The sequence below is a fragment of the uncultured Paenibacillus sp. genome (assembly GCF_963515335.1).
Taxonomy (GTDB): domain Bacteria; phylum Bacillota; class Bacilli; order Paenibacillales; family Paenibacillaceae; genus Paenibacillus_I.
On record NZ_CAUPYC010000011.1, the window covers coordinates 20,941 to 41,034 of the forward strand.

The window sequence follows — 20,094 nt, forward strand, 5'->3', positions numbered from 1 at the left end:
GCTCGCTCCGGCCTGCTAAAAAGCGTGCTGCAGCGCCAGTCCGATCGCGGCGAACGCGATTCCGGCCGTCCAGAACACCGTGACGACCTTCCATTCGGACCAGCCCGACAGCTCGAAGTGATGATGAATCGGACTCATTTTGAAAATGCGTTTGCCCCTCAGCTTGAACGAACCCACCTGCAGGATAACGGAAACCATTTCGATGACGAAAACGCCGCCGATGATCACAAACAACAGCTCCGTCTTCGTCAGGATCGCCACGGCCGCGATGCCTCCCCCGATGCCGAGCGAGCCGGTGTCGCCCATGAACACTTTCGCGGGGTGTGCGTTATACACGAGGAAGCCGAGCACGGCGCCGATCATGGCTGCCGAGAATACGGCCGATTCATTCTCGGTCGCCTGCAGCGCAACGAGCGTGAACGCCGCGAACGCCACGGCGCTGGTGCCCGACAGCAGGCCGTCCACGCCGTCCGTGAAGTTGACCGCGTTGCTGATCGCGAACAGCATCAGGACGACGAACGGATAATAGAACCAGCCCAGGTCGAAGCTCCAATCCGTACCCGGCAGCGCAAGCGCGGTGCTGTGCTTCATGAGGTATAGCATGACGCAGACCAGTATGGAGAAAAACAGCTGCCCCGCCAGCTTCTGCCTGGCCGTCAAGCCGAGCGAGCGCTTGAAGGCGATTTTGATGTAATCATCCAGGAAGCCGACCAGCCCGAAGCCGAGCGACGCGGTAAGCAGCACCCAGAACTCCATCGTCCGGTCGGAAAATTTCAGAAACGAAATCAGAAAGGCGAGCATGATGATAATGCCGCCCATCGTCGGGGTCCCCTTCTTCTTCAGATGGCTCTGCGGACCGTCCGTCCGCACCTCCTGACCGAATTTCATGCGGCGGAGCAGCGGAATGAATAAAGGCCCGAGCAGCACGGACAGCAGAAAGGAAACGCCGAGGGCAAATAATATGACTTTGATATCCAACACGCTTCCTCCCGTCATCGCGCCAAGAATTGGACGATCTCTTCCATTCTCATGCCCCGCGAGCCTTTGACGAGCACGAGGTCGTCCGGAGCCACCTGCTCCCGCAGATAAGCTGCGAGCTCGGCCTTGTCGTCGAAATGGGCGACGCGCTCCGCGCCGAGACGCGCGGACGCTCCTTCGGCGATGTGCCGGGCAAGCGTGCCGTGGGTAAGCACGCGGTCGGCCGTTTCGGGCGCAATGGCGGCGCCGGTATCGTAGTGAAGCCTCTCCTCTTCCGGACCGAGCTCCAGCATATCGGCCAGCACCAGCCATTTGCGGCCGAAGCCGGTCAGCTCGCCGACCAGCGCGATCGCGGCGCGCATCGCCGTCGGGTTCGCATTGTAAGCATCGTTAAGAATCGTCGCTCCGTTATGCGCGGCCGCCGTCTCGATCCGCATGCCGGTCAGCCTGGCGCCCGACAATCCCCGTCGGATCTCGTCGTCGGTCAGCCCCAGCAGCGCGCCGACCGCAACGGCCGCGAGCGCGTTCGACACGTTGTGACGCCCGGGCACCGGGATTTTGAACGCGCCGCCGAGCCTGGCGGACGTGCCGCCCGTTTGGACGGTAAACGCCGATTCTTTAGCCCCTACCGCCACCGAGCCGGCCGACCAATCATGGCCTTCTTCGAGCCCGAACGTCTGAACGCCCGCGCCCTCCGCAAGCTCGGCATCCCGGATGCCTGCCGTCAGCAGCGGCTCATCGCCGTTGATGAGCATCGTCCCGCCGGGCCGCAGACCGGAAGCGATCTCCAGCTTGGCCCTGGCAATGCCCTCCCGGGAGCCGAGCTGAAGCAGATGGGCGTCGCCGATGTTCGTAATGACGGCGATGTCGGGCAGCGCAATGCCCGCCAGCAGCTCGATTTCGCCGAAGCCGCTCATGCCCATCTCCAGAACGGCGCACTCCGTATCCTCGTCCATGCGCAAAATGGTCAGAGGCAACCCGATATGATTGTTCAGGTTGCCTTCGGTTTTATGTACGCGATAGGCGGCGGCCAGCACCGCCGCCGTCAAATCCTTCGTCGTCGTCTTGCCGTTGCTGCCGGTGATGCCGACGACCTTGACCTGCAGCTCCAGCCGGTATGCCCGGGCCAGCTTCTGCAGCGCCTCCAGCGTGTCGCGCACGAACAGCAGCGGCCGCTGCGCCAGCGGCTCCGGAACCGGCCGGTCCCGGGTCCACAGCGCCAGCGCGGCGCCGCGTTCGAAGCAGGATTCGACATATTCATGCCCGTCGAACCGCTCTCCCGTCAAGGGCACGAACAGCCGTCCCTCCGTCAGTCCGCGGGAGTCGGTTGCGACGCCGCTCACGGTCCGCTGCCCTGCGGCCTCCGCCGCCGCGTTCGGCTCCCCCCCGCACATCATGGCCAATTCGGCAATCGTTCGTCTAATCACGGATGTATTCTCCTTATCGCTTGTTCGGCAACGAGCCTGTCGTCGAAGTCCAACGTTTTATTACCGATGATCTGGTACGTTTCATGGCCTTTCCCCGCAATCAATACTACATCGCCGGGGCTTGCCATTTCAACCGCTTTTTCAATTGCGGCGCGGCGGTCGACGAGCAGCTCGTAGCGCTCGGCAGCTACCCCGTCCGCGCGAAGCCCGGCCTCGATATCGGCCAGAATGGCATGCGGCTCCTCCGTGCGCGGATTGTCGGAGGTCACGATGACGTAATCCGCGTAGGACGCCGCAATGCGTCCCATAATCGGCCGCTTCGTCCGGTCCCGGTCGCCGCCGCAGCCGAATACGCAGAGCACCTTGCGGGTCGCGAATTCACGAACGGCCTTGAGCACGTTCTCGAGTCCGTCGGGCGTGTGCGCGTAATCGACGACGACCGTGAACGGCTGTCCCGCGTCGACCGACTCCACCCTGCCCGGCACGCCGGGCACCGCCTCAAGGCTCGCCTTGGCGGCTTCGAGCGGTATGCCTTCAATCAGCGCGCAGCTTAGCGCCGCCAGTGCGTTGTAAACATTGAACTTGCCTACCATCCGCAGCGTAATGTCGGTTTCGCCCCGGAAGGTGGCGGCGCGGAACGAGGTTCCTCTCGCGGCTATGCGGATATCCGACGCGCGGACGTCCGCGTCCCGGTCCACGCCGTAAGTGATCACTTCGGCCGAGGTCGCCCGGGCGAACGAGGCGGATGCTTCGTCATCCGCGTTCAGGACGGCGTAGGAGCGCCGGTCCGCTTCCGCGGCATACGTGTTCCCGAGCCGCGAGAACAACAGCTGCTTGGCTCCGGCATACCGTTCCATCGTGCCGTGGTAATCCAGATGGTCCTGCGTCAGGTTCGTGAACACGGCCGTGCGGAAGCGGCAGCCTTTCACCCGGCCCTGCTCCAGCGCATGCGACGACACCTCCATCGCGCAATAGGCGGTTCCCGCCTCCGCCATTTCATGCAAATACCGCTGCAGTTCCAGCGCCTCCGGCGTCGTGCCGGACATCGGGAACGCGCGCCCGCCGAACCGCCGTTCGATCGTGCCGATGACGCCGGCCGCGTAACCGGCGTCCTGCATAATTTTTTCGACCAGGTAGGTGACCGTCGTCTTGCCGTTCGTACCGGTCACGCCGATCAGCTTCATCCGCTCGCTCGGGCTGCCGTAGTACCGCCCTGCCATGACCGCCATCGCCAGCCTGCTGTCCTTCACGACGATTTGCGGCACGGCGATGTCGAGCCTGCGCTGGACAACGAGCGCGACAGCGCCGCCGTCCACCGCGGCCTGCGCATAATCGTGGCCGTCCACCGTATGGCCCGGCAAACAGATAAACAGGTCGCCCGGCTTTACTTTCCGGGAGTCCGTTTCGATGCCCTCGATCCGCACTTCTCCGCCTTCCGGTCTTGCGGTCAACAGCATTTCCGCCAATTCACTCAGCCGCATACGATTTCCTCCGCCTTTGCAAACTCCCCGAGCTTCTGCTTCCGATGCCGTTTGCTTCGCAAACTTCAACGCCGATGCTTCCGAAGCGGTTTGCTTCGCGCACGGGCAAAGGAAGCGGAGTTTCGAAGTTTAATCTTATTCCTTTTCGGGGGCCCCGGTAAACGTGCAAATTCTTCTAGTTCCATTATGAACCATCTTTGCGATTTTCAATAGGGTCCTTGCCCAAATAGATGCGTATCGTCGAGCCCCGCTCCACCCGCGCGCCGGCGGCCGGAGCCTGCCGGATCACGGTATTTCCCGTGCCGGCCGAGGCAAGATTAAAATTCATGTTCAAGTCTTCGTACAGATCCGACACCGTCTTGCCGACGAGATTCGGAACGGTCACGACCGGCGTCTCGCCGTATTTGTAATCGCGGGGAAGCTGGTTGTTCCTCGGCTCCACGCCGAGCGAAACGAGGGCGTCCGCCATTATGTTGCGGACGATCGGCGCGGCGACCAGCCCCCCGAACTGAATGCCTTGCGGATTGTCGACGGCGACGTAGATGACGATCTTCGGATCGTCCGCGGGCGCGAAGCCGACGAACGATACGATATGCTCGTTCGGCGAGTACCGGCCGCCTACGACCTTCTGCGCGGTGCCGGTTTTGCCGCCTACCCGGTAGCCGTCGATGAACGCATTCCGCCCGGTTCCTTTGGCCACGACGCTTTCGAGCGCCTCGCGGACCTGCTTCGACGTTTCGGGCGATATCACCTGCCGCACCTTCTCCGGTTCGATCGTGTCGACGACCTTTCCGGTCTCCGGATCATACCAGGCCTTCGCCACATGCGGCTTATAAAGGGTCCCGCCGTTGATCGCCGCCGACACGGCCGCAATCTGCTGGATCGGCGTCACCGATACCCCTTGGCCGAACGCCGTCGTGGCCAGCTCGACCGGCCCGACCCGGTTCAGCTTGAACAGAATGCCGTTCTCCTCGCCCCGTAGGTCGATGCCGGTTTTCGCGCCGAACCCGAAGTTCCGTATGTACTCGAACAGCTTCTCTTTACCCAAACGCTGACCGAGTGTAACAAAGCCCGGATTGCATGAGTTTTCTACGACTTCCAGAAAAGTCTGGCTGCCGTGGCCGCCCTTTTTCCAGCAGCGCAGCCGCGCCCCGCCCACCTCGATCGCTCCCGGATCGAAAAACCGCTCGTTCTTCAGATCCACCTTCTTCTCTTCCAGAGCGGCCGACAGCGTTATGATCTTGAACGTCGATCCCGGCTCATACGTCATCCAGATCGGCAGGTTCCGGTTGTAGATTTCGGCGGGCACTTCGCGGAATTTGGCCGGCTCGAACGTCGGCCGGCTCGCCATGCCGAGTATTTCCCCGTTGTTCGGATCCATCGCAATCGCGAAAATGCTGTCGGCCTGATGCTTCACCATCGCCTGATCGAGCTCGCGCTCCATGATCGACTGGATCTGCTTGTCGATCGTAAGCTGCAGATTGAGGCCGTCTTTCGGCTTGCTGTATGTATCCGAGGAGCCGGGCATCGGCCTTCCCGCGGCATCCGACAGATACGACACGCTGCCGGGCAGGCCGCTTAACAGCTTGTCATAGGTCAATTCCACGCCGGTCAGTCCCTGATTGTCGATGCCGGTGAAGCCGAGCACATGCGCGGCGAGGGAACCGAACGGATTATATCGTTTATTATCCTCCGCCACAACAATGCCCGGAAGACCCAATCCCCGGATTTCTTGCGCTTTCTCCGTTGAGATTTTTCGGCCTCCGGGCTGGATGCGGACGATCCTCTCCCGTTTGGTGATCAGCCCGTATACGGTTTCCTGCTTCATGTCGAGCGCCTTCGCCAGCTTGGCGGCCGTCCCGGCTGGATCCTTCACCTGAACCGGGATCGCCATGACCGTCGGCGAGCTGATATTGTAAACCAGCCTGATGCCGTTGCGGTCCAAAATTTCCCCGCGCTTGGCGGTGAACGGAATGTCTCTTCTCCACGAGTTCTCCGCCTTCTCCGCAAGCTCTTTCCCGGTCCACAGCTGCACATAACCGAGGCGGACTGCCAGGGCCAGAAAGGCGACGATCGCCCCAAGCAGGATGAAGAACAGGCGCCGCCTGACCGTAACTCCCGAGATTTTCAATCGCGTTCCTCCTCCGAAACGGCCGAGTATGCGGATGATGCCGCTTCTAACTCAGCCTATTCGGACGAGATTGGGGTTAGAACAAGCCCTGCGGGGCGGCAGCGGGACCGGTCTGACGCAGCGTCCAGCACCGCATCGCGGATCCGGATGCAAGCGCCGGGTCATCCGTTCGTCTCCACCGCTTCCGGCTGCCGCGCGGCATCATCGGGGACAGCGCCTTCCGTCCCTTCCGCCGCAGGCGCCGCGGGCTGGCCCGGAGGCTCGAGCACCAGCTTCAGGTACCGCTCGCCCTTGGCCGTGGCCAGTATTTGCTCCTTCACGAATCCTTCGCCTTCCGTTACGCTCCGCAACCCCAGCAAGGAGCTGACCTCCAGCGCATCGCGCAGCGACAGGCCGCGCAGGTTAGGCACCTGCAGCTTGTCCCGCTGTTCGGTTACCAGATAAATGCGCTGGGAGGTCGCGATATTCGTGCCCGCCTTCGGGATTTGCTGCAGCACGGTATCCCCTTTGCCGACGACCTCGTAACCGAGCGCGCGGGACCGCAGTTCTTCCGCCGCCTGCGCAACCTTCAGCTCCGTCATGTCGGGCGCGGCCACCGAAAGCTCTTTTTTGCGTGCCTCCGGCTTGAGGGCGTTGCTCGGCGAGACGCCCATATGGCGCAAGCTTTGGAGTACAATTTCCTTGAACACGGGGGCCGCAACCGAACCGCCTCCCGCGAATCTATCCTTGGGCTCGTCGACGACCACGTAGACGACAATTTTCGGATCTTCGACCGGCGCAAAGCCGATAAAGGAGACGACATATTTTTCGTCGTCGTATTTGCCGTCTATGACCTTCTGCGCGGTTCCGGTTTTGCCCGCGACGCGGTAGCCTTCGATATAAGCGTTTTTGCCGGTGCCGATCTCTTGATCGGAGACGACCGTCTCCAAATACTCGCCAACCTTGCGAGCCGATTCCGGCGAAATGACCTGCCGCACGACCTTCGGCTCCACCTTCTCGACCTTTTTCGTAGCGGGATCGGTCATTTCCTTCACCAGATGCGGCTCCATCAGCTTGCCGCCGTTGGCCACGGCTGCCACCGCGGCAACCTGCTGGATCGGCGTAACCTGCACACGGCCTTGGCCGAACGTCAGCGTCGCTTTTTCCGTCTCGTAGGTTGCCGCCACGGAGCCGGACAATTCGCCGTTCAGCTCAATCCCGGTCGGTTGCCCAAATCCGAAATTCCGGATATAGCTCATGAACGTTTCATTCTGCATTTGCTCATAGCCCAGTTTGATGAAGGCCACGTTGCTCGACCGTTTCAGCCCTTCGAGATAGCTGATCTCTCCCCAGCCGATCCGATTGTAATCCCGCAGCGGCGAGCCGGCGACCGTGATGCTCCCCGACTTGTACGTATCGTTCGGGTTGAATATTCCCTCCTCCACAGCGGCCGCAAGGGTCGCGATCTTGAAAGTGGAGCCTGGCTCAATAAGGCCCTTGATCGCATAGTTGAAATCCGCGCCCTGCGGCGTCTCCCAATACACGTTCGGATTAAAATTCGGCAGCGTCGCCATTCCCAGAATTTCCATCGTGTTCGGGTCTGCGGCGATCGCCGTAATGCTCTTCGGCTCAGATTTACCGTAGGCGTCCTTAATCGCCTTCTCAATGTAATACTGGATCTCCGTATCGATCGTAAGCGCCACATTTTTGCCGTCTTGGGCGGGAACGTACTCGACCTCGCCGTCGGCCAGCTGCACGCGGTTTCCGTCCCGCTCATACTTGATTTTGCCGTCGGTGCCGCGCAAATATTTGTCCAGCGACAGCTCCAGGCCGTTGACGGCTTCGCCCGCTTTATTCAAATAACCGATCACATGAGACGCCAACGTATTTTTCGGATAATAGCGTTTCTGATCCTCGATCAAGTAAATGCCTACATCTTTTTCACCCGTCTGCTTCTGCAGCTGCTGTTTGAATGCTTCAACCCGGTCGGCGAGCTCCTTGTCGATTTTCCAGCCTTCGCTGCGAACCTCGCGCTGCCGGTAGAACTCGCCTTCCTTGGTTTTCTTGGTCACAATCTCCCGCAGTTCCGCTTTCGGCTTATTCAGCAGCAAGTTGAATTTGCCCACGATCTGGTCGGCAAGCCCCAGCTCATTGATGACCTTCGGATTGACGGCGACCGTGTAGCCCGCTATGTCCATCGCCAGTATATTGCCCTCACGGTCCGTAATCGTACCGCGGGCCGCCGGAATGGCTTCGGACGCGGTCCAAGCCTCCTTCGCCTTCTCATACCAGAAATCGGCGTTGGCAACCTGCACGAAATAAACGCGGCCGACCAAAACAAGAAATAGGAGGGTGACGAGCCCCCCTATAAACAGCGTGCGAAGCTTTATTCGTTTATTCACGGTATCACCCTATTCCTTCATGGCAGTCTGGCTGGAACGGCCCCCGAGCTCGACCGAAATAACCTCCTGATCGTTCGGGATCATGCCGAGCTCCTCCGCTTTGCGCTTGATCATGCCCGGATCGCTGAGCGTTTCGTATTTTCGCTGCAGCTCTTTCTGCTGCACGGAAAGCGTCTCGTATTTCTCGGTCAGCTGCTTGATTTGAAGATTCATCTGATAGATTTGCGCATATCGGAAAATGATGACGCCCGCCACCACCACACACATGACGACCGTGAACAAATAAAGCAGCTTCTCTTGAACGGGAAGCGATTTGCGGCGGACGACGACTCTTGTCTTCGTTTGGGCGGACGCTTGCCGCTGCTGCCGTTTTTGCGGTTGAACAGCCAAATTGCCGTGCATATAAGCCATGGATCAAGATTCCCCTTTCATTTGCGTGTCTGTATTGAGGTGATCGCCCGGCATGGCCGGGCATTCGTTTCGTTTGCCTTATCGGTCCGGCTGGCTCACAATTTTTCGGCGATTCGCAGCTTGGCCGAGCGGGAACGCGGGTTGGCCGCCAATTCCTCGGGGCCCGGCTCGATCGGCTTGCGGTTGACGAGCTTCAGAACGCCTTTCGCGCCGCATACGCACAGTGGAAAATCCGGCGGACAACTGCATTTTTCAACAAATTTCGCAAAAAGCTGCTTGCAAATCCTGTCCTCCAGGGAATGGAACGTGATGACCGACACCCTGCCGCCAGGGGCGAGACACCTGACTGCCTGCAGCAGCGCTTCCTCCTCCGCGCCGAGCTCATCGTTCACCGCAATGCGCAGCGCCTGGAACGACCGCTTCGCGGGATGGCCGCCCGTCCGCCTTGCGGCCGCGGGAATGCCGGCCTTGACCAGCTCCGCGAGCTCGCCGGTCGTCTCGATCGGCTTGCGCGCGCGGGCTTTGACGATTTCCTTGGCGATCCTGCGCGCGAACTTCTCTTCGCCGTAGCGGTCGAGAATGCGGGAAATCTCCCGTTCCTCCCATTCATTGACGATTTCGTCAGCGGTCAGCGAGCCCGTCCGGTCCATCCGCATGTCGAGCGGCGCATCGTGCTGGTAGCTGAAGCCGCGTTCGGCCTCGTCGAGCTGCGGGCTGGAGACCCCCAGATCGAACAGGATGCCGTCCACCTGCGGGATGCCGTCCCGCTCGGGTACGCCCGCTTCGCGCAGCGCTTCCTCCAAGTGCCTGAAATTGCTTTTGATCAACGTTACTTTATGTATGTAGGGGGCCAGCCGGATGCGCGCATTGTCGTGCGCCCAGTCGTCCTGATCGAGCGCAATCAGCCTTCCGTTATCCCCGAGCCGCGACGCGATAAGCTCGCTATGCCCCGCCCCGCCGAGCGTGCAGTCGACGTAAATGCCGTCAGGCTTGACCGACAAGCCGTCCACCGCTTCCTCCTTCAGCACCGTCACATGTTGAAACAATCGTCAGCCCTCCCGGTTTTTTCTGGTCCGATACGGGCCTGCTCTCAGAAGTTGAAATCGAAATCGACGAGCTTCTCGGCAATTTCATTGAAGGCTTCCTCAGACTGCCGGTTATAGCCCTCCCAAATCGCCTTGCTCCATACTTCCACCCGGTTGGATACGCCGATCACGACGCATTCCTTGTCCAACTTCGCATATTCGCACAGGTTGTTCGGCAAATTTACCCTTCCCTGTTTATCCAGCTCGCATTCCGTCGCCCCCGAGAAAAAGAAGCGCGAAAACGCGCGGGCGTCCGATTTCATCAGCGGCAGCGATTTAAGCTTTTGCTCCAAAACGCTCCACTCGCTCATCGGGTAGACGAACAGGCAGTTGTCCAAACCTCGGGTGACGATGAACTGCGGGCCAAGGTTTTCGCGGAACTTGGCGGGAACGATCAAACGGCCTTTTTCGTCGATGCTATGTTGATACTCACCCATGAACATCCGGCCGCTCCACCTCTCCCCCCAAATTACCCACTTCGCCCCACTTTTCACCACTTAGCTTGATTAATTCGCCACCTAAAATAAAATTCCTGCTCGATGAGCAGGAATTTTTGAAAATATTTTATGAGGTTAACGAGTGGATATTACTGCTAGTGGTACTGCTACTGGTACCACTACTGCCGCTGCTGTTGCTGTTGTGCCATGCGGACAAGAATATGCGCCAGCATATGGCGCTCTTCCTTCTGGCCTGCTTTCCAAAGCTCCTGCAGCAGCTTTTCCTCGCGGTTGCGCGGCTCTTCGTTGGCCGACAGGTAGTCCGCCACCTTTTCGGCCGTCATCGCCATTTGCTCCTCGCTCATCCCGAGCTTCTCGGCCAGCTCGATCCGCTTTGCCAGATACCGCTTGAAGCCCTCGAAGCTGCTCAAAATTTCTTCTTTTCTATCTTCGCCGATTTTATCCATCGCCTGCTCCACATTGCCCGTATTCACGGCCCCGTCCTTCTCCACCACATGGTTTTGCTCGTTCATTCGGAACGCCTCCTTCAAGTGTTAGATGCGACAACCATTTTTAACCGGTCAGGGCCGTTTTCAATCAGGAGGCGGGGAGGGCTTGCCGCTCATCCGGCGGAAGTGGGGGTTGGTGGAGGCGTTCGCGCGCGCTAGCGGCATGCCGTGCCGCTAGCGGAACGTTTCCGCGCATTCGGCACCGATTAGCGGCATCGCGTGCCGCTAACCAAACCGAGGCGAGGACCGTGGGGGATTTCGCCCAATGCGCCGCCCGCACACAAAAAACGCAGCGGCGTCGAAATCGACGCCGCTGCGGCATACAACATACTTTCGATATTAATGCTCTTGCCAGCTGTCCAGGTACGACTTCTGCTCGTCGGACAGCCGGTCGATGCCGGTGCCGAGCGACTCCAGCTTGAAGCGCGCCACCTGCTCATCCAGCTCGTATGGCACGTTGACGACGCGGTTGCCGATCGCCCGGTGTTGCTCATTCACAAATTTAAGCGACATCGCCTGCAGGGCGAACGTCATGTCCATAATTTCCGCCGGGTGTCCGTCGCCCGCGGCAAGGTTCACCAGACGTCCCTCCGCCAGCAGGTAAATGCTGCGGCCGTCCTTCAGCTTGTACTCCTCAATGTTGCGGCGAACCGTACGCTTTCCGGCCGACATCGCCTCAAGCTCCGGCTTGTTGACCTCGACATCGAAATGGCCGGCGTTGGACAGAATCGCGCCGTCCTTCATCACGGCGTAATGCTCGCTGCGGATGACATCCCGGTTGCCCGTCACCGTCACGAAGAAATCGCCCAGCTTCGCCGCTTCCAGCATCGGCATGACGGCAAAGCCGTCCATGTACGCCTCGACCGCTTTGATCGCATCGATCTCGGTGACGATGACGTTCGCCCCGAGCCCTTTTGCCCGCATCGCCACGCCTTTGCCGCACCAGCCGTAGCCGACGACGACGACGGTTTTGCCGGCAACGACCAAATTGGTCGTCCGGTTGATGCCGTCCCATACCGATTGACCCGTGCCGTAACGGTTGTCGAACAGGTATTTGCAGAACGCATCGTTGACCGCCACCATCGGGAACTTGAGGGTGCCGTCCTTCTCCATCGCCTTCAGGCGCAAAATGCCGGTTGTCGTCTCCTCGGCGCCGCCGCGCACATTGGCCAGCAAATCCCGGCGCTCGCTGTGCAGAATCGTCACCAGGTCGCCGCCGTCGTCGATAATCAGATCCGGCTTCGTTTCCAAAGCTTTCACCAGCAGCTCCTTGTATTCCTGCGGGGACGGATTGTATTTCGCGAACACGGTAATCCCGTCCTCCACAAGCGCCGCGCACACATCATCCTGCGTGGAGAGGGGGTTGCTGCCGGTAATCGTCACTTCCGCCCCGCCGGCCGCCACGACCTTCGCCAAATACGCCGTCTTGGCCTCCAGATGGAGCGAGATTGCAACCTTCAGCCCTTTAAAAGGCTGCTCCTTCTCGAACTGGGCGCGAATCCGGTTCAGAACCGGCATGTGGGCCTGCACCCAGTCGATTTTCAAATGTCCTTCGGGCGCCAGGCTCATATCGGCAACGATGCTTTTATCTTTAACGCTCATCGTATAACTCCTCCTCTACTATAAGTGAATGATATAGTGTCCGCCGGACCGGCTGCACGGTACCGCGAGCAGGCTGTCAAGCCAATGGCTCCCGTACCGGTTCCACATCGATGCGTAATTGATGACGCGCTCCTGCGGCTTGCCGTCGGGCCTCAGCCATACCGCAACCCGGTCGAAGCGTCTCAGCTCGGCCTCGAAGCGCAAACGGTGCGCATCCTTGGCCTTCGCGCGCAGAAACCGGACCTGTTCCACGATTTTCCGCCTGTTCTTCTCGCCGATGTCCGCAAGCCCCGCCTCGATCGCCGGCAGCGCCTGCAGCAGCGGCTCGTACAGGTCCGCGATCCGGCGCTCCGTCTCCTCGAAAAGCTCGTCGAGCGACAGCGTATCCCGCTCATCCAGCCATGCCTGCTTGCGCTCGTCGAAACGGTTCCGGACGTCGTCGAACGAAAGCCCGTAAACGTCCATATACTTCCGGATCCCGTCGTCCGTCACCGTATAGGAGGTGCGCGGCAGCACGATCGGCATCGCCATGCCCAGCGATCTGAAAGCTTCCCCGAGCTGGGCCCAATACGCGATTTCCGCCGGGCCTACCACGGTCGCCAGAACGGGCAGCACATAATCCTGCATCAAGGGACGCGTCAGCACATTGTTGCTGAACAGCTCGGGCGTTTCCGCGGCCAACGCCAATAACGCAGGCTGCGAAACGGCGAACGTCTCTTTCCGGTCGGTGAACATGCCGCCGTCCTTACGATACAACAAAACGCGCTCGCCCTCGAGCCGGCCCGCGTTCGGGTCGATCGCCGGGTCGCGATAAACGAACAGATTCGCGCAGCCCGGCTGCGGCTCCACCTGCAGCGCATAGCCGAGCTCCGACAAGCCGGAAGAGCCTGAAGCATACGCCCGTTCAAGCTCTTCCCCTTTCTCCAGCATGCGGATGAACATCGGCGCTTCCAGCCGGCGGAGCGCCGGATCGTCCGCATCCATCAGCACAAGCCCTTCCTTCGCGAACAGGGAAGCCATGATGCGCGCGAACAGCTCTGTCAATGTATCGGATGCAGACGCGGCAAGCTTAAGGCTTTCCAGCAGTTCCGGCTTGAATTCGGTGTCCGGCAGGCTGTCCGCCAGCTCGTCAAGCACGGCGCTCCATGTGCCCGGATCCAGCTTCGTGCGGCTTACCGAAGTTTTCGGCCGGCCTTCGCGGCCCACGGCTAGCTTCTTGAGGACGCTGCCTGCCGTCACGAGGCAGGCATGGTTCGCCTCGTCCCAATCGTGATCCTCACCGGCGATCCAGAACACCGGCACGACCTTGCAGCCGACTTCCTTCTCGGCCCATTTCGCCGCGTTGACAACGGACACCGCTTTATGGATTACCATAACCGGACCGGTCAACAGCCCCGCCTGCTGACCCCCGACGACAGCGAACGCCCCCGTGCCGAGCGCCTCGACATTGGCCTTCGTCGCCGCGGAAGCGCCGGCTTTGCGGTTGAAGGCAGCCAGCGCTTCCGCAACCTGCCGGCGTTCCGCCCGGAGCGATTCGCTGCGGCGCAGCCAATCGGCCCGCGCTCGCCAGTCCCCGGCCGCTTCCGGGTGGCTGCCGAACAGCCCGGCAAGCCGGCCGTCGGAACGCTTGACATAAGCGTCCGTAACCGGGTAGCCGCTCGGCATATCGACGTGTTCTACATTCATGGTGCGGCCTGCCCCTCCTGTTAACGCTAAACCAAAAATTTTCGCGCCTGAGTCAAATCGCCAATCGTGATTGCTGAAGCGCAAACTTCACTTCAATCATCATAACTTATCCTTTCTGAAATGGTCAAAAAAAACCTCCGGCAGGAGGTTTTTTGCAGGCGTTGCCGCCTGTGTCGGGCTTTGGGCTTATGTATGCACCGGGCCCGGCAGCCGGGTATCAGGCTTGCCAAAGCGACTGGCCGACCGCAATCGCCATAAACAGCACATAGAACAGGCCCATCACGAAAAAGCCGAGCCGCCAAACCGCGCGCACGATGCGCGCGACGTTAACGCCGCCCCGCTTCCGGTATTGCAGATTGCCGAGCAGCCCCGCGCCGAGCAGCAGCACGAGCAATATCCCATAAAAGCCGAAAGAGCTGCCGAAAATCCGGTTGAACAATACCGCCACGGAGCCGATCAGCAGCGGGGTCGTCACATCCATGGCCAGTCGGAAGGCTCGCTTCTTGTCCTTGGCGTAAGCCGAATAGCCGACATAAACAAGTACGAACGGCACGATCGGCACGACCGCCATGTAAGCATACAACTGGGTTACGCTATTCCAAAGCGCTGCCACGTCCGACCCCTCCGTCCCGTCACTTCATATCCGACACATCCAACGCGCCGATCAACTCCACAAGCGCCGCATTGAGAGGCGCGGATACTCCCAAACGTTCCGCCAATGCCGCAACCCCGCCGTTGATGGCCGCGATCTCCGTCCTGCGGCCGTCCTCAACGTCCTTTCGCATGGAGGAAAGGTTGTCCGCCGTTCGGCGGCATACGTCCAGCAGCTGAAGCCATTCGCCGCCGCTCTCCCGCATGCCGGCGCGAATCATCACCGTCAGCGTTTCCGCGTGTACCGCCCGCATGAGCGCAAGCCGGGCCGGATCGTCCGGAAGCTCTCCGTTCCGGACGCCGAACAAGGCGGTAAGCGGGTTGATCACCGCATTGACCAGCAATTTCCTGTAGACGCGAGTTAAGATGTCTTTCGACACAAACGCCTTTATTCCTGCTTTTCGCAGGGCTTCCACTAACATTTTTTGCTCTTCCCCATCGGCCGCAGGTCCCATATGAAGCTCGCCGTCCCCCGTATGCGCCGCCGTCCGCTCGTCGATGCGCAGCCCGCCTTCGTTCGTGACCCCTTGCACGAGCGGAACGTCAGGCAGCTCCTCCCGCAGCCTCTCCATATGGCCGATCCCGTTCTGCAGGCACAGGACGGCAAGAGGAGCCCGGCCGCCCGCTCCCGCCAGTTCGCCGATCAGCCTGACCGTATGGCCGTCCGCCAGGTGGGTTTGCTTGACGGTGAGGATAACCCAGTCGCCCGGCTCCGATCCGATTCGCTCCGGCTGCCGCAGCGGCAGCTCCGCGCAGGCTGCCTGCACGCCGCGCACAACCGAAGCCCCGTCCTTGTCCCGAAACGAAATGCCTTGGCTCGCGATCAGCCGCGCCTGTCTTTCCGTGCGCGTCCAGAGCCGGACGTCCGCTCCGCTGCGGGCCAGCCGCGCCGCCATGGACAGGCCGATCGCTCCCCCGCCGACGATGTTCACCTTCATGCCCGCGACCTCCGTTCCCCAACTTGTCGCTTCCATTGTAGCAAACCTTTTCAAACGGAAAAAGACACGCTCACCGCGCAGCTCCATGCGCATGGCGTGTCTCCCTGGATATGCCTGGTCCGCCCGGAACAGTCGGCTATTCGATCCGTTCCAGATTGCCGTTGGCATCCATTTTGAAGCGCGTTTTCGCTTCCTCTTCCTCATCCAGCACGGCAAGCCGTCTGGCCCGGTCCATAATCTGAATGAGCGTCTTGTAATCGTCGTTGACAGTCCGGTAGTCCGTCTGGGCGCTGTTGACCTCCCGGGAAAGCCGCTCGTTCTCCACGCGCAGGTCGAACATTTCTTCGTCCTTTTCTTTCAATTCCTTCTCCAATGCTTTGATCTGGCGGCTGATGTCCTGGTAGGCGTTCCGCCATTGCCGGAGAAACCGGATCACGGCGTCCATGGTGAGCGTTTCCTCGCCCGCGATCTCGGGGTGATAGGCTCTCTCCTCGGCGTCGTGGGTCATTGAAGAAACCTGGGGCGCCGCCGCCGACTTCTTCATATAATTGCGCTTCTGGCGCTGCTGTTTCGCCAGCATGATCGCTTCCTCGTAACGTTTGCGGACGCAGCTGTTCCACCGAAAGCCGCAAGCGGCGGACGTGCGTCCGATCCGCTCGCCGACCTCCTCGAATGCCGCCAGCTGCGTGCTTCCTTCCCGGATATGCCGAAGCGTCACTTCGGCCAGCATGAGATCGTCATCCGGGCTCCACGCATCTTGTCTGACTGCTGTCATGCACTGATAACCTCCTAACGTAAAGGCGCTTACTTTATCACTATGCCCGTGGTAGAGTTCATAGAATCTATCGGATACTAAAATGTATGTCCATTTTCCGGAGGGCTCATACATCGGATCGGGCAAAAAGGGAATAATCAATCGGGGAGACCGCGGGGCCGCCAAAAAAATCGCCGTTTCGCACGCTTTAAGGTTTACACCGGACAACCCGCGAGGGTATAATGTTACTGTCAAAAAAATGAACGTGATGTACGAGAGAGGGGGATGGAAGCATGGCACGGATGTATCGGGTACTCGGGTTTTGGACCTTGGTCATCGCGCTGATGGCTTTTGCGCGCGAGCTGACCGAGATGTCGCTATTGTTCTTTTTCCAAACCGCCGTGTTCTTCCTGTTGGGTTACTTGAATTTCTCGGAACGCACATACATATTGATGTTCTGGGGCTATATGATCCTGTCGTTTCTTGGCTTCACCTACTGGTCCGTCTTCAAGATGGGCCTTCCGTTCTAACACCGCGGCACAACAAAACCCAGCCTCTCTTTTCCCGAGGGCTGGGTTTTTTCATTTGGCAAGCACCATCACCTTGAAGCTCTCGCTCATTCCGTCGCTCAGCAGCAGCTGGCGAATCGCGCGGTTGCGCCGCGCGGCCTCTCCGAAAGGGTTCGGGTCCCGATGGTCCCGGAGCTCCTGCAGCACGCCGTTATCGACCAGAAACCGCTTTTGCGTCGAGTACGAGGCGACCCGCCAGCCCGCCGCCTCCGCCGTCTTCCGAACGGAACTGAAATTGACGTGGGCCGTCATATCCTGCTCCCCGATATGGACGTAGGGATCGTCGTGGGCCGTATGGTTGCGGTAGCAGAGCAGCGTTCCGCGCATCCTGTGAGGCGCGTACAGCTCACCCGCGCAATCCCCATAGTCGATGAGAATGATCCGCCCGCCCGGCAGCATGCGGCAGAGCTCGTCCAGCCACGCTTCCGCATCCGGGCTCCATTCCGCCTCCTGCCCTTCCGCCAGCCTGACGCCGTGCGCCCTCGAAGCGAAACCGTCCGCGTATTCGGAATGCTCCAGCAAACAGTCGCGGAACCGCCCTTCCGCTTCATCGTAGAACGTACCGATTTCGCGGAGCACGCCGTTCAGGCGTTTGAAGCGGCGCACGGGGAAAGCATCGAGCAGCTCGTTCGCGACAACGACGCAAGGGCCGGCGGCCGAAAGCTCTTCCTCCGCAAGCTCCGGCGCAAGGAACCGAACCTGTTCCCCGAACCCCGCCTCGGCGGCTGCGCGCCGCGCCGCTTGCCGATGGCCCGGATTCGCGTCCACCATCCGGTAACGGACCGGTTCCGCCCGTTCCATCTCCGGCATCGCCGACCATTTCGCCAGCATCTGCAAGCCGAGCCTGCCGGTTCCCGCCCCCCATTCATACACCAGCCGCGGAACGCCGGCGGCAAATGCGTCCCGCGCCATATAGGCCGCGAGTACATCTCCCATAACCGTCCCGATGCCCGAGCTTGTGTAGAAGTCGCCTTCCTTGCCGATCCGCACCCGACCGCTCCGGTAATAGCCCAGCCGCTCGTCGTACAGGCAAGCCGCCATGAAATCCCGGAACGGGATGCCGCGAACCTTCTTGCGGGTGCCCGCTTCCGGCACCCATGCGTCCCGGCCCTCGGCCGCAATCCGCCCGGTCAGCCTAAGCTCCAATTCATTTCCCTCTTGCATTCCTGTGCCTCCCGCCTTTTTCGATCCGCCGGAGAGGGACAAAACGTCCCCTTTGCGATTATAATGAGAGCTGTCCGAGCATACATTTATCCATAGTCCGCAAATGCAGCGAAAGGAGCCGATCGCATGCCGAAACGATGCCGCAAGGCAGTCTTCTGGATATGTATCGTCCTGCTGGCGTTCCAGCTGCAGAAGCCGGCGCCTCTATCCGCCGAAGCGGCGGCGCCGATCAATGGCGAAGCGTTGCGCGAGCTGCTGGAGAAAAGCCTGTCCGTCACCGAGATTGACAAGGAAATCGGCCGTATTGCCGCCCAAAAGGCGAAGGCCGCCGAAGGCATTGCCGGGCTTAACGCCGCAATCGCCCGCAGCGAAGCCGCTCTGGAGCGGCAGCAGGAGAAAGCCGGAGCCGTGCTGCGCGCTTATTATACCGGTGAAAGGGACATGCTCCTGGCCGCCGTATGGTCGTTCGACAGCCTGCCCGACCTTTTCGCCATGCTCGATTATTTGGATGTCATCCTGTCCAACGACAAGCATACCTTGGACCGCTATCGGAAGCAATACCGCGATTTGCAGGCAGAGCGCACCGGTCTGGAGGGCGAAGAGCGACGTTTGGCCGACATTGAACGCAGCCTGCTCTCCCAGCGGGAGAGGCTGATCCGGCTGCAGAGCGAAATCGACGGCACGATTGCCGCTAGCGGCGACGAAGAACGGCTGCGCGTCCTGATTCAGGAGCTCGTCGCCTATTGGGAGGCAACGGGTCTGGAGGAGGTCAGGCGTTATTTCCGGGCGCTAGGCGACGCGATGCGCGAGCTGCCGGCATGGTTGAATGCCAATAAGGGCCTGCTCGAAGTCGACGGCTTTAACTATACGCTCCGCTTGCCCCAGGAAGAGCTGAACCGGTTCCTCCGGGAACAGAATGCGATCTTCGAGGATTTCGAATTCCGGTTCAAAGAAGGAAGCATTATTGCCCAAGGCCGGCGCGACGGAATTGAGGTCGACTTGTCGGGCCAATACACGCTGGAGGATGAGCCGGTAAACGCCATCCGCTTCCGCACGGATCTGCTGAAATTCAACGGGTTGGCCCTTCCCGATACGACGCGCAGGCAACTGGAGCGCGAATTCGATCTTAACTTTTATCCGCAAAAGCTGGTCCCCTTCGTCAAGGCGACTTCCGTGGAAATCGAGGACGGGGCCATGACGGTGAAGTTGAAGGTTAATTTAAAGTAGAGCCGCAGCAGCTGAGTGCGCAAATACTCTCATTATGCAAGCAAAACTAACAGAAGGAAGTCCAAACTAACAGAAGGAAATCCAAGTCAACTGAGGACACTCAGTCTAACCAAAGGGAAAGTTAATCTATCCGATCGGAGGCGGGGAAAGATGAAAAAAGTGCATGGGATGGAGCTGCGGCTGCCGGAAGGCAAGCTGCCCGGCTTTTATGCGCAAATCGTGAAGAAACTGGCGGAGACGAACGCGCTGGCCGACCGCGACCGGTCGCTGCTTTTTGTCTATGAAGAAGGCCGCGAAGCGGTTGAACAACTGCTCGACCACTACAAGGTGCCGGCGGATACGGGCCCATGGCTGCTGCTCGGCGCCAAAGAGGAAGGCTGGGAGCTTGCGCGCTCCTGGACCGACTATGGCGTGGAAACCCGATCGGGCAATCTGTTTCTCGATCTGTCGCTCGCCAAGCTGATCTCTCTTGAAACGGGCGCCCGCGATGATGCGGAGCCCGCCCAGGCTGCCCGGCAGCTCAAAGAGCACACCGCTGCCTTTAAGCCGGCGGGCGGCGGCTCCGGGACGCTGTTCGCCGTCGACCGCCAACTGGACGAGCTCGCCGGGCGCATAGCGAAGGCTTACCGCTGCGTCGCCGTCGACCGCGATAAGCCCCAATAA

Annotated in this window: 18 protein-coding genes; 3 read left to right on the plus strand and 15 right to left on the minus strand. The window is 60.3% G+C overall.

What is annotated here, in order from left to right:
- Positions 1 to 15: 15 nt before the first annotated feature.
- The 14 genes from mraY to RWM61_RS06095 all read right to left on the minus strand — a co-directional run bounded on the left by mraY (position 16) and on the right by RWM61_RS06095 (position 16,492).
- Positions 16 to 978: a phospho-N-acetylmuramoyl-pentapeptide-transferase gene (gene mraY / locus RWM61_RS06030; protein WP_313998498.1), complete on the minus strand. Its 963-nt coding sequence runs from the start codon at positions 976 to 978 to the stop codon at positions 16 to 18.
- A 14-nt stretch (positions 979 to 992) separates the two neighbouring features.
- Complete coding sequence (gene murF / locus RWM61_RS06035; protein WP_313998500.1) at positions 993 to 2,405, minus strand: UDP-N-acetylmuramoyl-tripeptide--D-alanyl-D-alanine ligase; 1,413 nt, start codon at positions 2,403 to 2,405, stop codon at positions 993 to 995.
- Positions 2,402 to 3,886 carry a UDP-N-acetylmuramoyl-L-alanyl-D-glutamate--2,6-diaminopimelate ligase gene (locus RWM61_RS06040; protein ID WP_313998502.1) on the minus strand — a complete coding sequence of 495 codons (1,485 nt, stop codon included), beginning with the start codon at positions 3,884 to 3,886 and terminating at the stop codon, positions 2,402 to 2,404. The genes murF and RWM61_RS06040 overlap by 4 nt, the downstream gene beginning before the upstream one ends.
- Positions 3,887 to 4,070: 184 nt before the next feature.
- Positions 4,071 to 6,017 carry a stage V sporulation protein D gene (locus tag RWM61_RS06045; protein WP_313998504.1) on the minus strand — a complete coding sequence of 649 codons (1,947 nt, stop codon included), beginning with the start codon at positions 6,015 to 6,017 and terminating at the stop codon, positions 4,071 to 4,073.
- Positions 6,018 to 6,178: 161 nt separating this feature from the next.
- Entirely contained in the window at positions 6,179 to 8,398 is a 2,220-nt protein-coding gene (locus RWM61_RS06050; protein WP_313998506.1) for a penicillin-binding transpeptidase domain-containing protein, read from the minus strand.
- A gap of 9 nt (positions 8,399 to 8,407) precedes the next feature.
- Positions 8,408 to 8,809, minus strand: coding sequence for a septum formation initiator family protein (locus RWM61_RS06055; protein WP_313998508.1), 402 nt, complete (start codon positions 8,807 to 8,809; stop codon positions 8,408 to 8,410).
- A 95-nt stretch (positions 8,810 to 8,904) separates the two neighbouring features.
- On the minus strand, positions 8,905 to 9,855 hold the full coding sequence (gene rsmH / locus RWM61_RS06060) for a 16S rRNA (cytosine(1402)-N(4))-methyltransferase RsmH (protein ID WP_313998510.1): 951 nt from the start codon (positions 9,853 to 9,855) through the stop codon (positions 8,905 to 8,907).
- Positions 9,856 to 9,899: 44 nt separating this feature from the next.
- Positions 9,900 to 10,337 carry a division/cell wall cluster transcriptional repressor MraZ gene (gene mraZ, locus RWM61_RS06065; protein ID WP_313998512.1) on the minus strand — a complete coding sequence of 146 codons (438 nt, stop codon included), beginning with the start codon at positions 10,335 to 10,337 and terminating at the stop codon, positions 9,900 to 9,902.
- A gap of 173 nt (positions 10,338 to 10,510) precedes the next feature.
- Positions 10,511 to 10,864: a DUF3243 domain-containing protein gene (locus RWM61_RS06070; RefSeq protein ID WP_313998514.1), complete on the minus strand. Its 354-nt coding sequence runs from the start codon at positions 10,862 to 10,864 to the stop codon at positions 10,511 to 10,513.
- 315 nt (positions 10,865 to 11,179) lie between these two features.
- A complete protein-coding gene (locus tag RWM61_RS06075) occupies positions 11,180 to 12,442 on the minus strand; it encodes an adenosylhomocysteinase (protein ID WP_313998517.1) in 1,263 nt (420 codons plus the stop codon).
- Positions 12,443 to 12,460: 18 nt separating this feature from the next.
- Positions 12,461 to 14,128, minus strand: coding sequence for a bacillithiol biosynthesis cysteine-adding enzyme BshC (gene bshC / locus RWM61_RS06080; protein ID WP_313998519.1), 1,668 nt, complete (start codon positions 14,126 to 14,128; stop codon positions 12,461 to 12,463).
- A gap of 217 nt (positions 14,129 to 14,345) precedes the next feature.
- On the minus strand, positions 14,346 to 14,741 hold the full coding sequence (locus RWM61_RS06085; RefSeq protein ID WP_313998521.1) for a DUF3397 domain-containing protein: 396 nt from the start codon (positions 14,739 to 14,741) through the stop codon (positions 14,346 to 14,348).
- A gap of 19 nt (positions 14,742 to 14,760) precedes the next feature.
- Positions 14,761 to 15,810 carry a 2-dehydropantoate 2-reductase gene (locus RWM61_RS06090; protein WP_313998523.1) on the minus strand — a complete coding sequence of 350 codons (1,050 nt, stop codon included), beginning with the start codon at positions 15,808 to 15,810 and terminating at the stop codon, positions 14,761 to 14,763.
- A 43-nt stretch (positions 15,811 to 15,853) separates the two neighbouring features.
- Entirely contained in the window at positions 15,854 to 16,492 is a 639-nt protein-coding gene (locus RWM61_RS06095; protein WP_313998525.1) for an RsfA family transcriptional regulator, read from the minus strand.
- 272 nt (positions 16,493 to 16,764) lie between these two features.
- On the opposite strand from RWM61_RS06095, the gene RWM61_RS06100 reads away from it, so the two are divergent.
- Positions 16,765 to 17,001, plus strand: a complete 237-nt coding sequence (locus tag RWM61_RS06100) for a DUF2626 family protein (RefSeq protein WP_313998527.1) — start codon at positions 16,765 to 16,767, stop codon at positions 16,999 to 17,001.
- Positions 17,002 to 17,052: 51 nt separating this feature from the next.
- Here the strand turns inward: RWM61_RS06100 and RWM61_RS06105 are convergent, their stop codons facing one another.
- Positions 17,053 to 18,204, minus strand: coding sequence for an SAM-dependent methyltransferase (locus tag RWM61_RS06105; RefSeq protein WP_313998529.1), 1,152 nt, complete (start codon positions 18,202 to 18,204; stop codon positions 17,053 to 17,055).
- Between the two features lie 126 nt (positions 18,205 to 18,330).
- Here RWM61_RS06105 and RWM61_RS06110 point away from each other — a divergent pair, with 126 nt between their 5' ends.
- Positions 18,331 to 19,431, plus strand: coding sequence for a hypothetical protein (locus RWM61_RS06110; protein ID WP_313998531.1), 1,101 nt, complete (start codon positions 18,331 to 18,333; stop codon positions 19,429 to 19,431).
- Positions 19,432 to 19,581: 150 nt separating this feature from the next.
- Positions 19,582 to 20,094 carry a hypothetical protein gene (locus tag RWM61_RS06115; RefSeq protein ID WP_313998533.1) on the plus strand — a complete coding sequence of 171 codons (513 nt, stop codon included), beginning with the start codon at positions 19,582 to 19,584 and terminating at the stop codon, positions 20,092 to 20,094.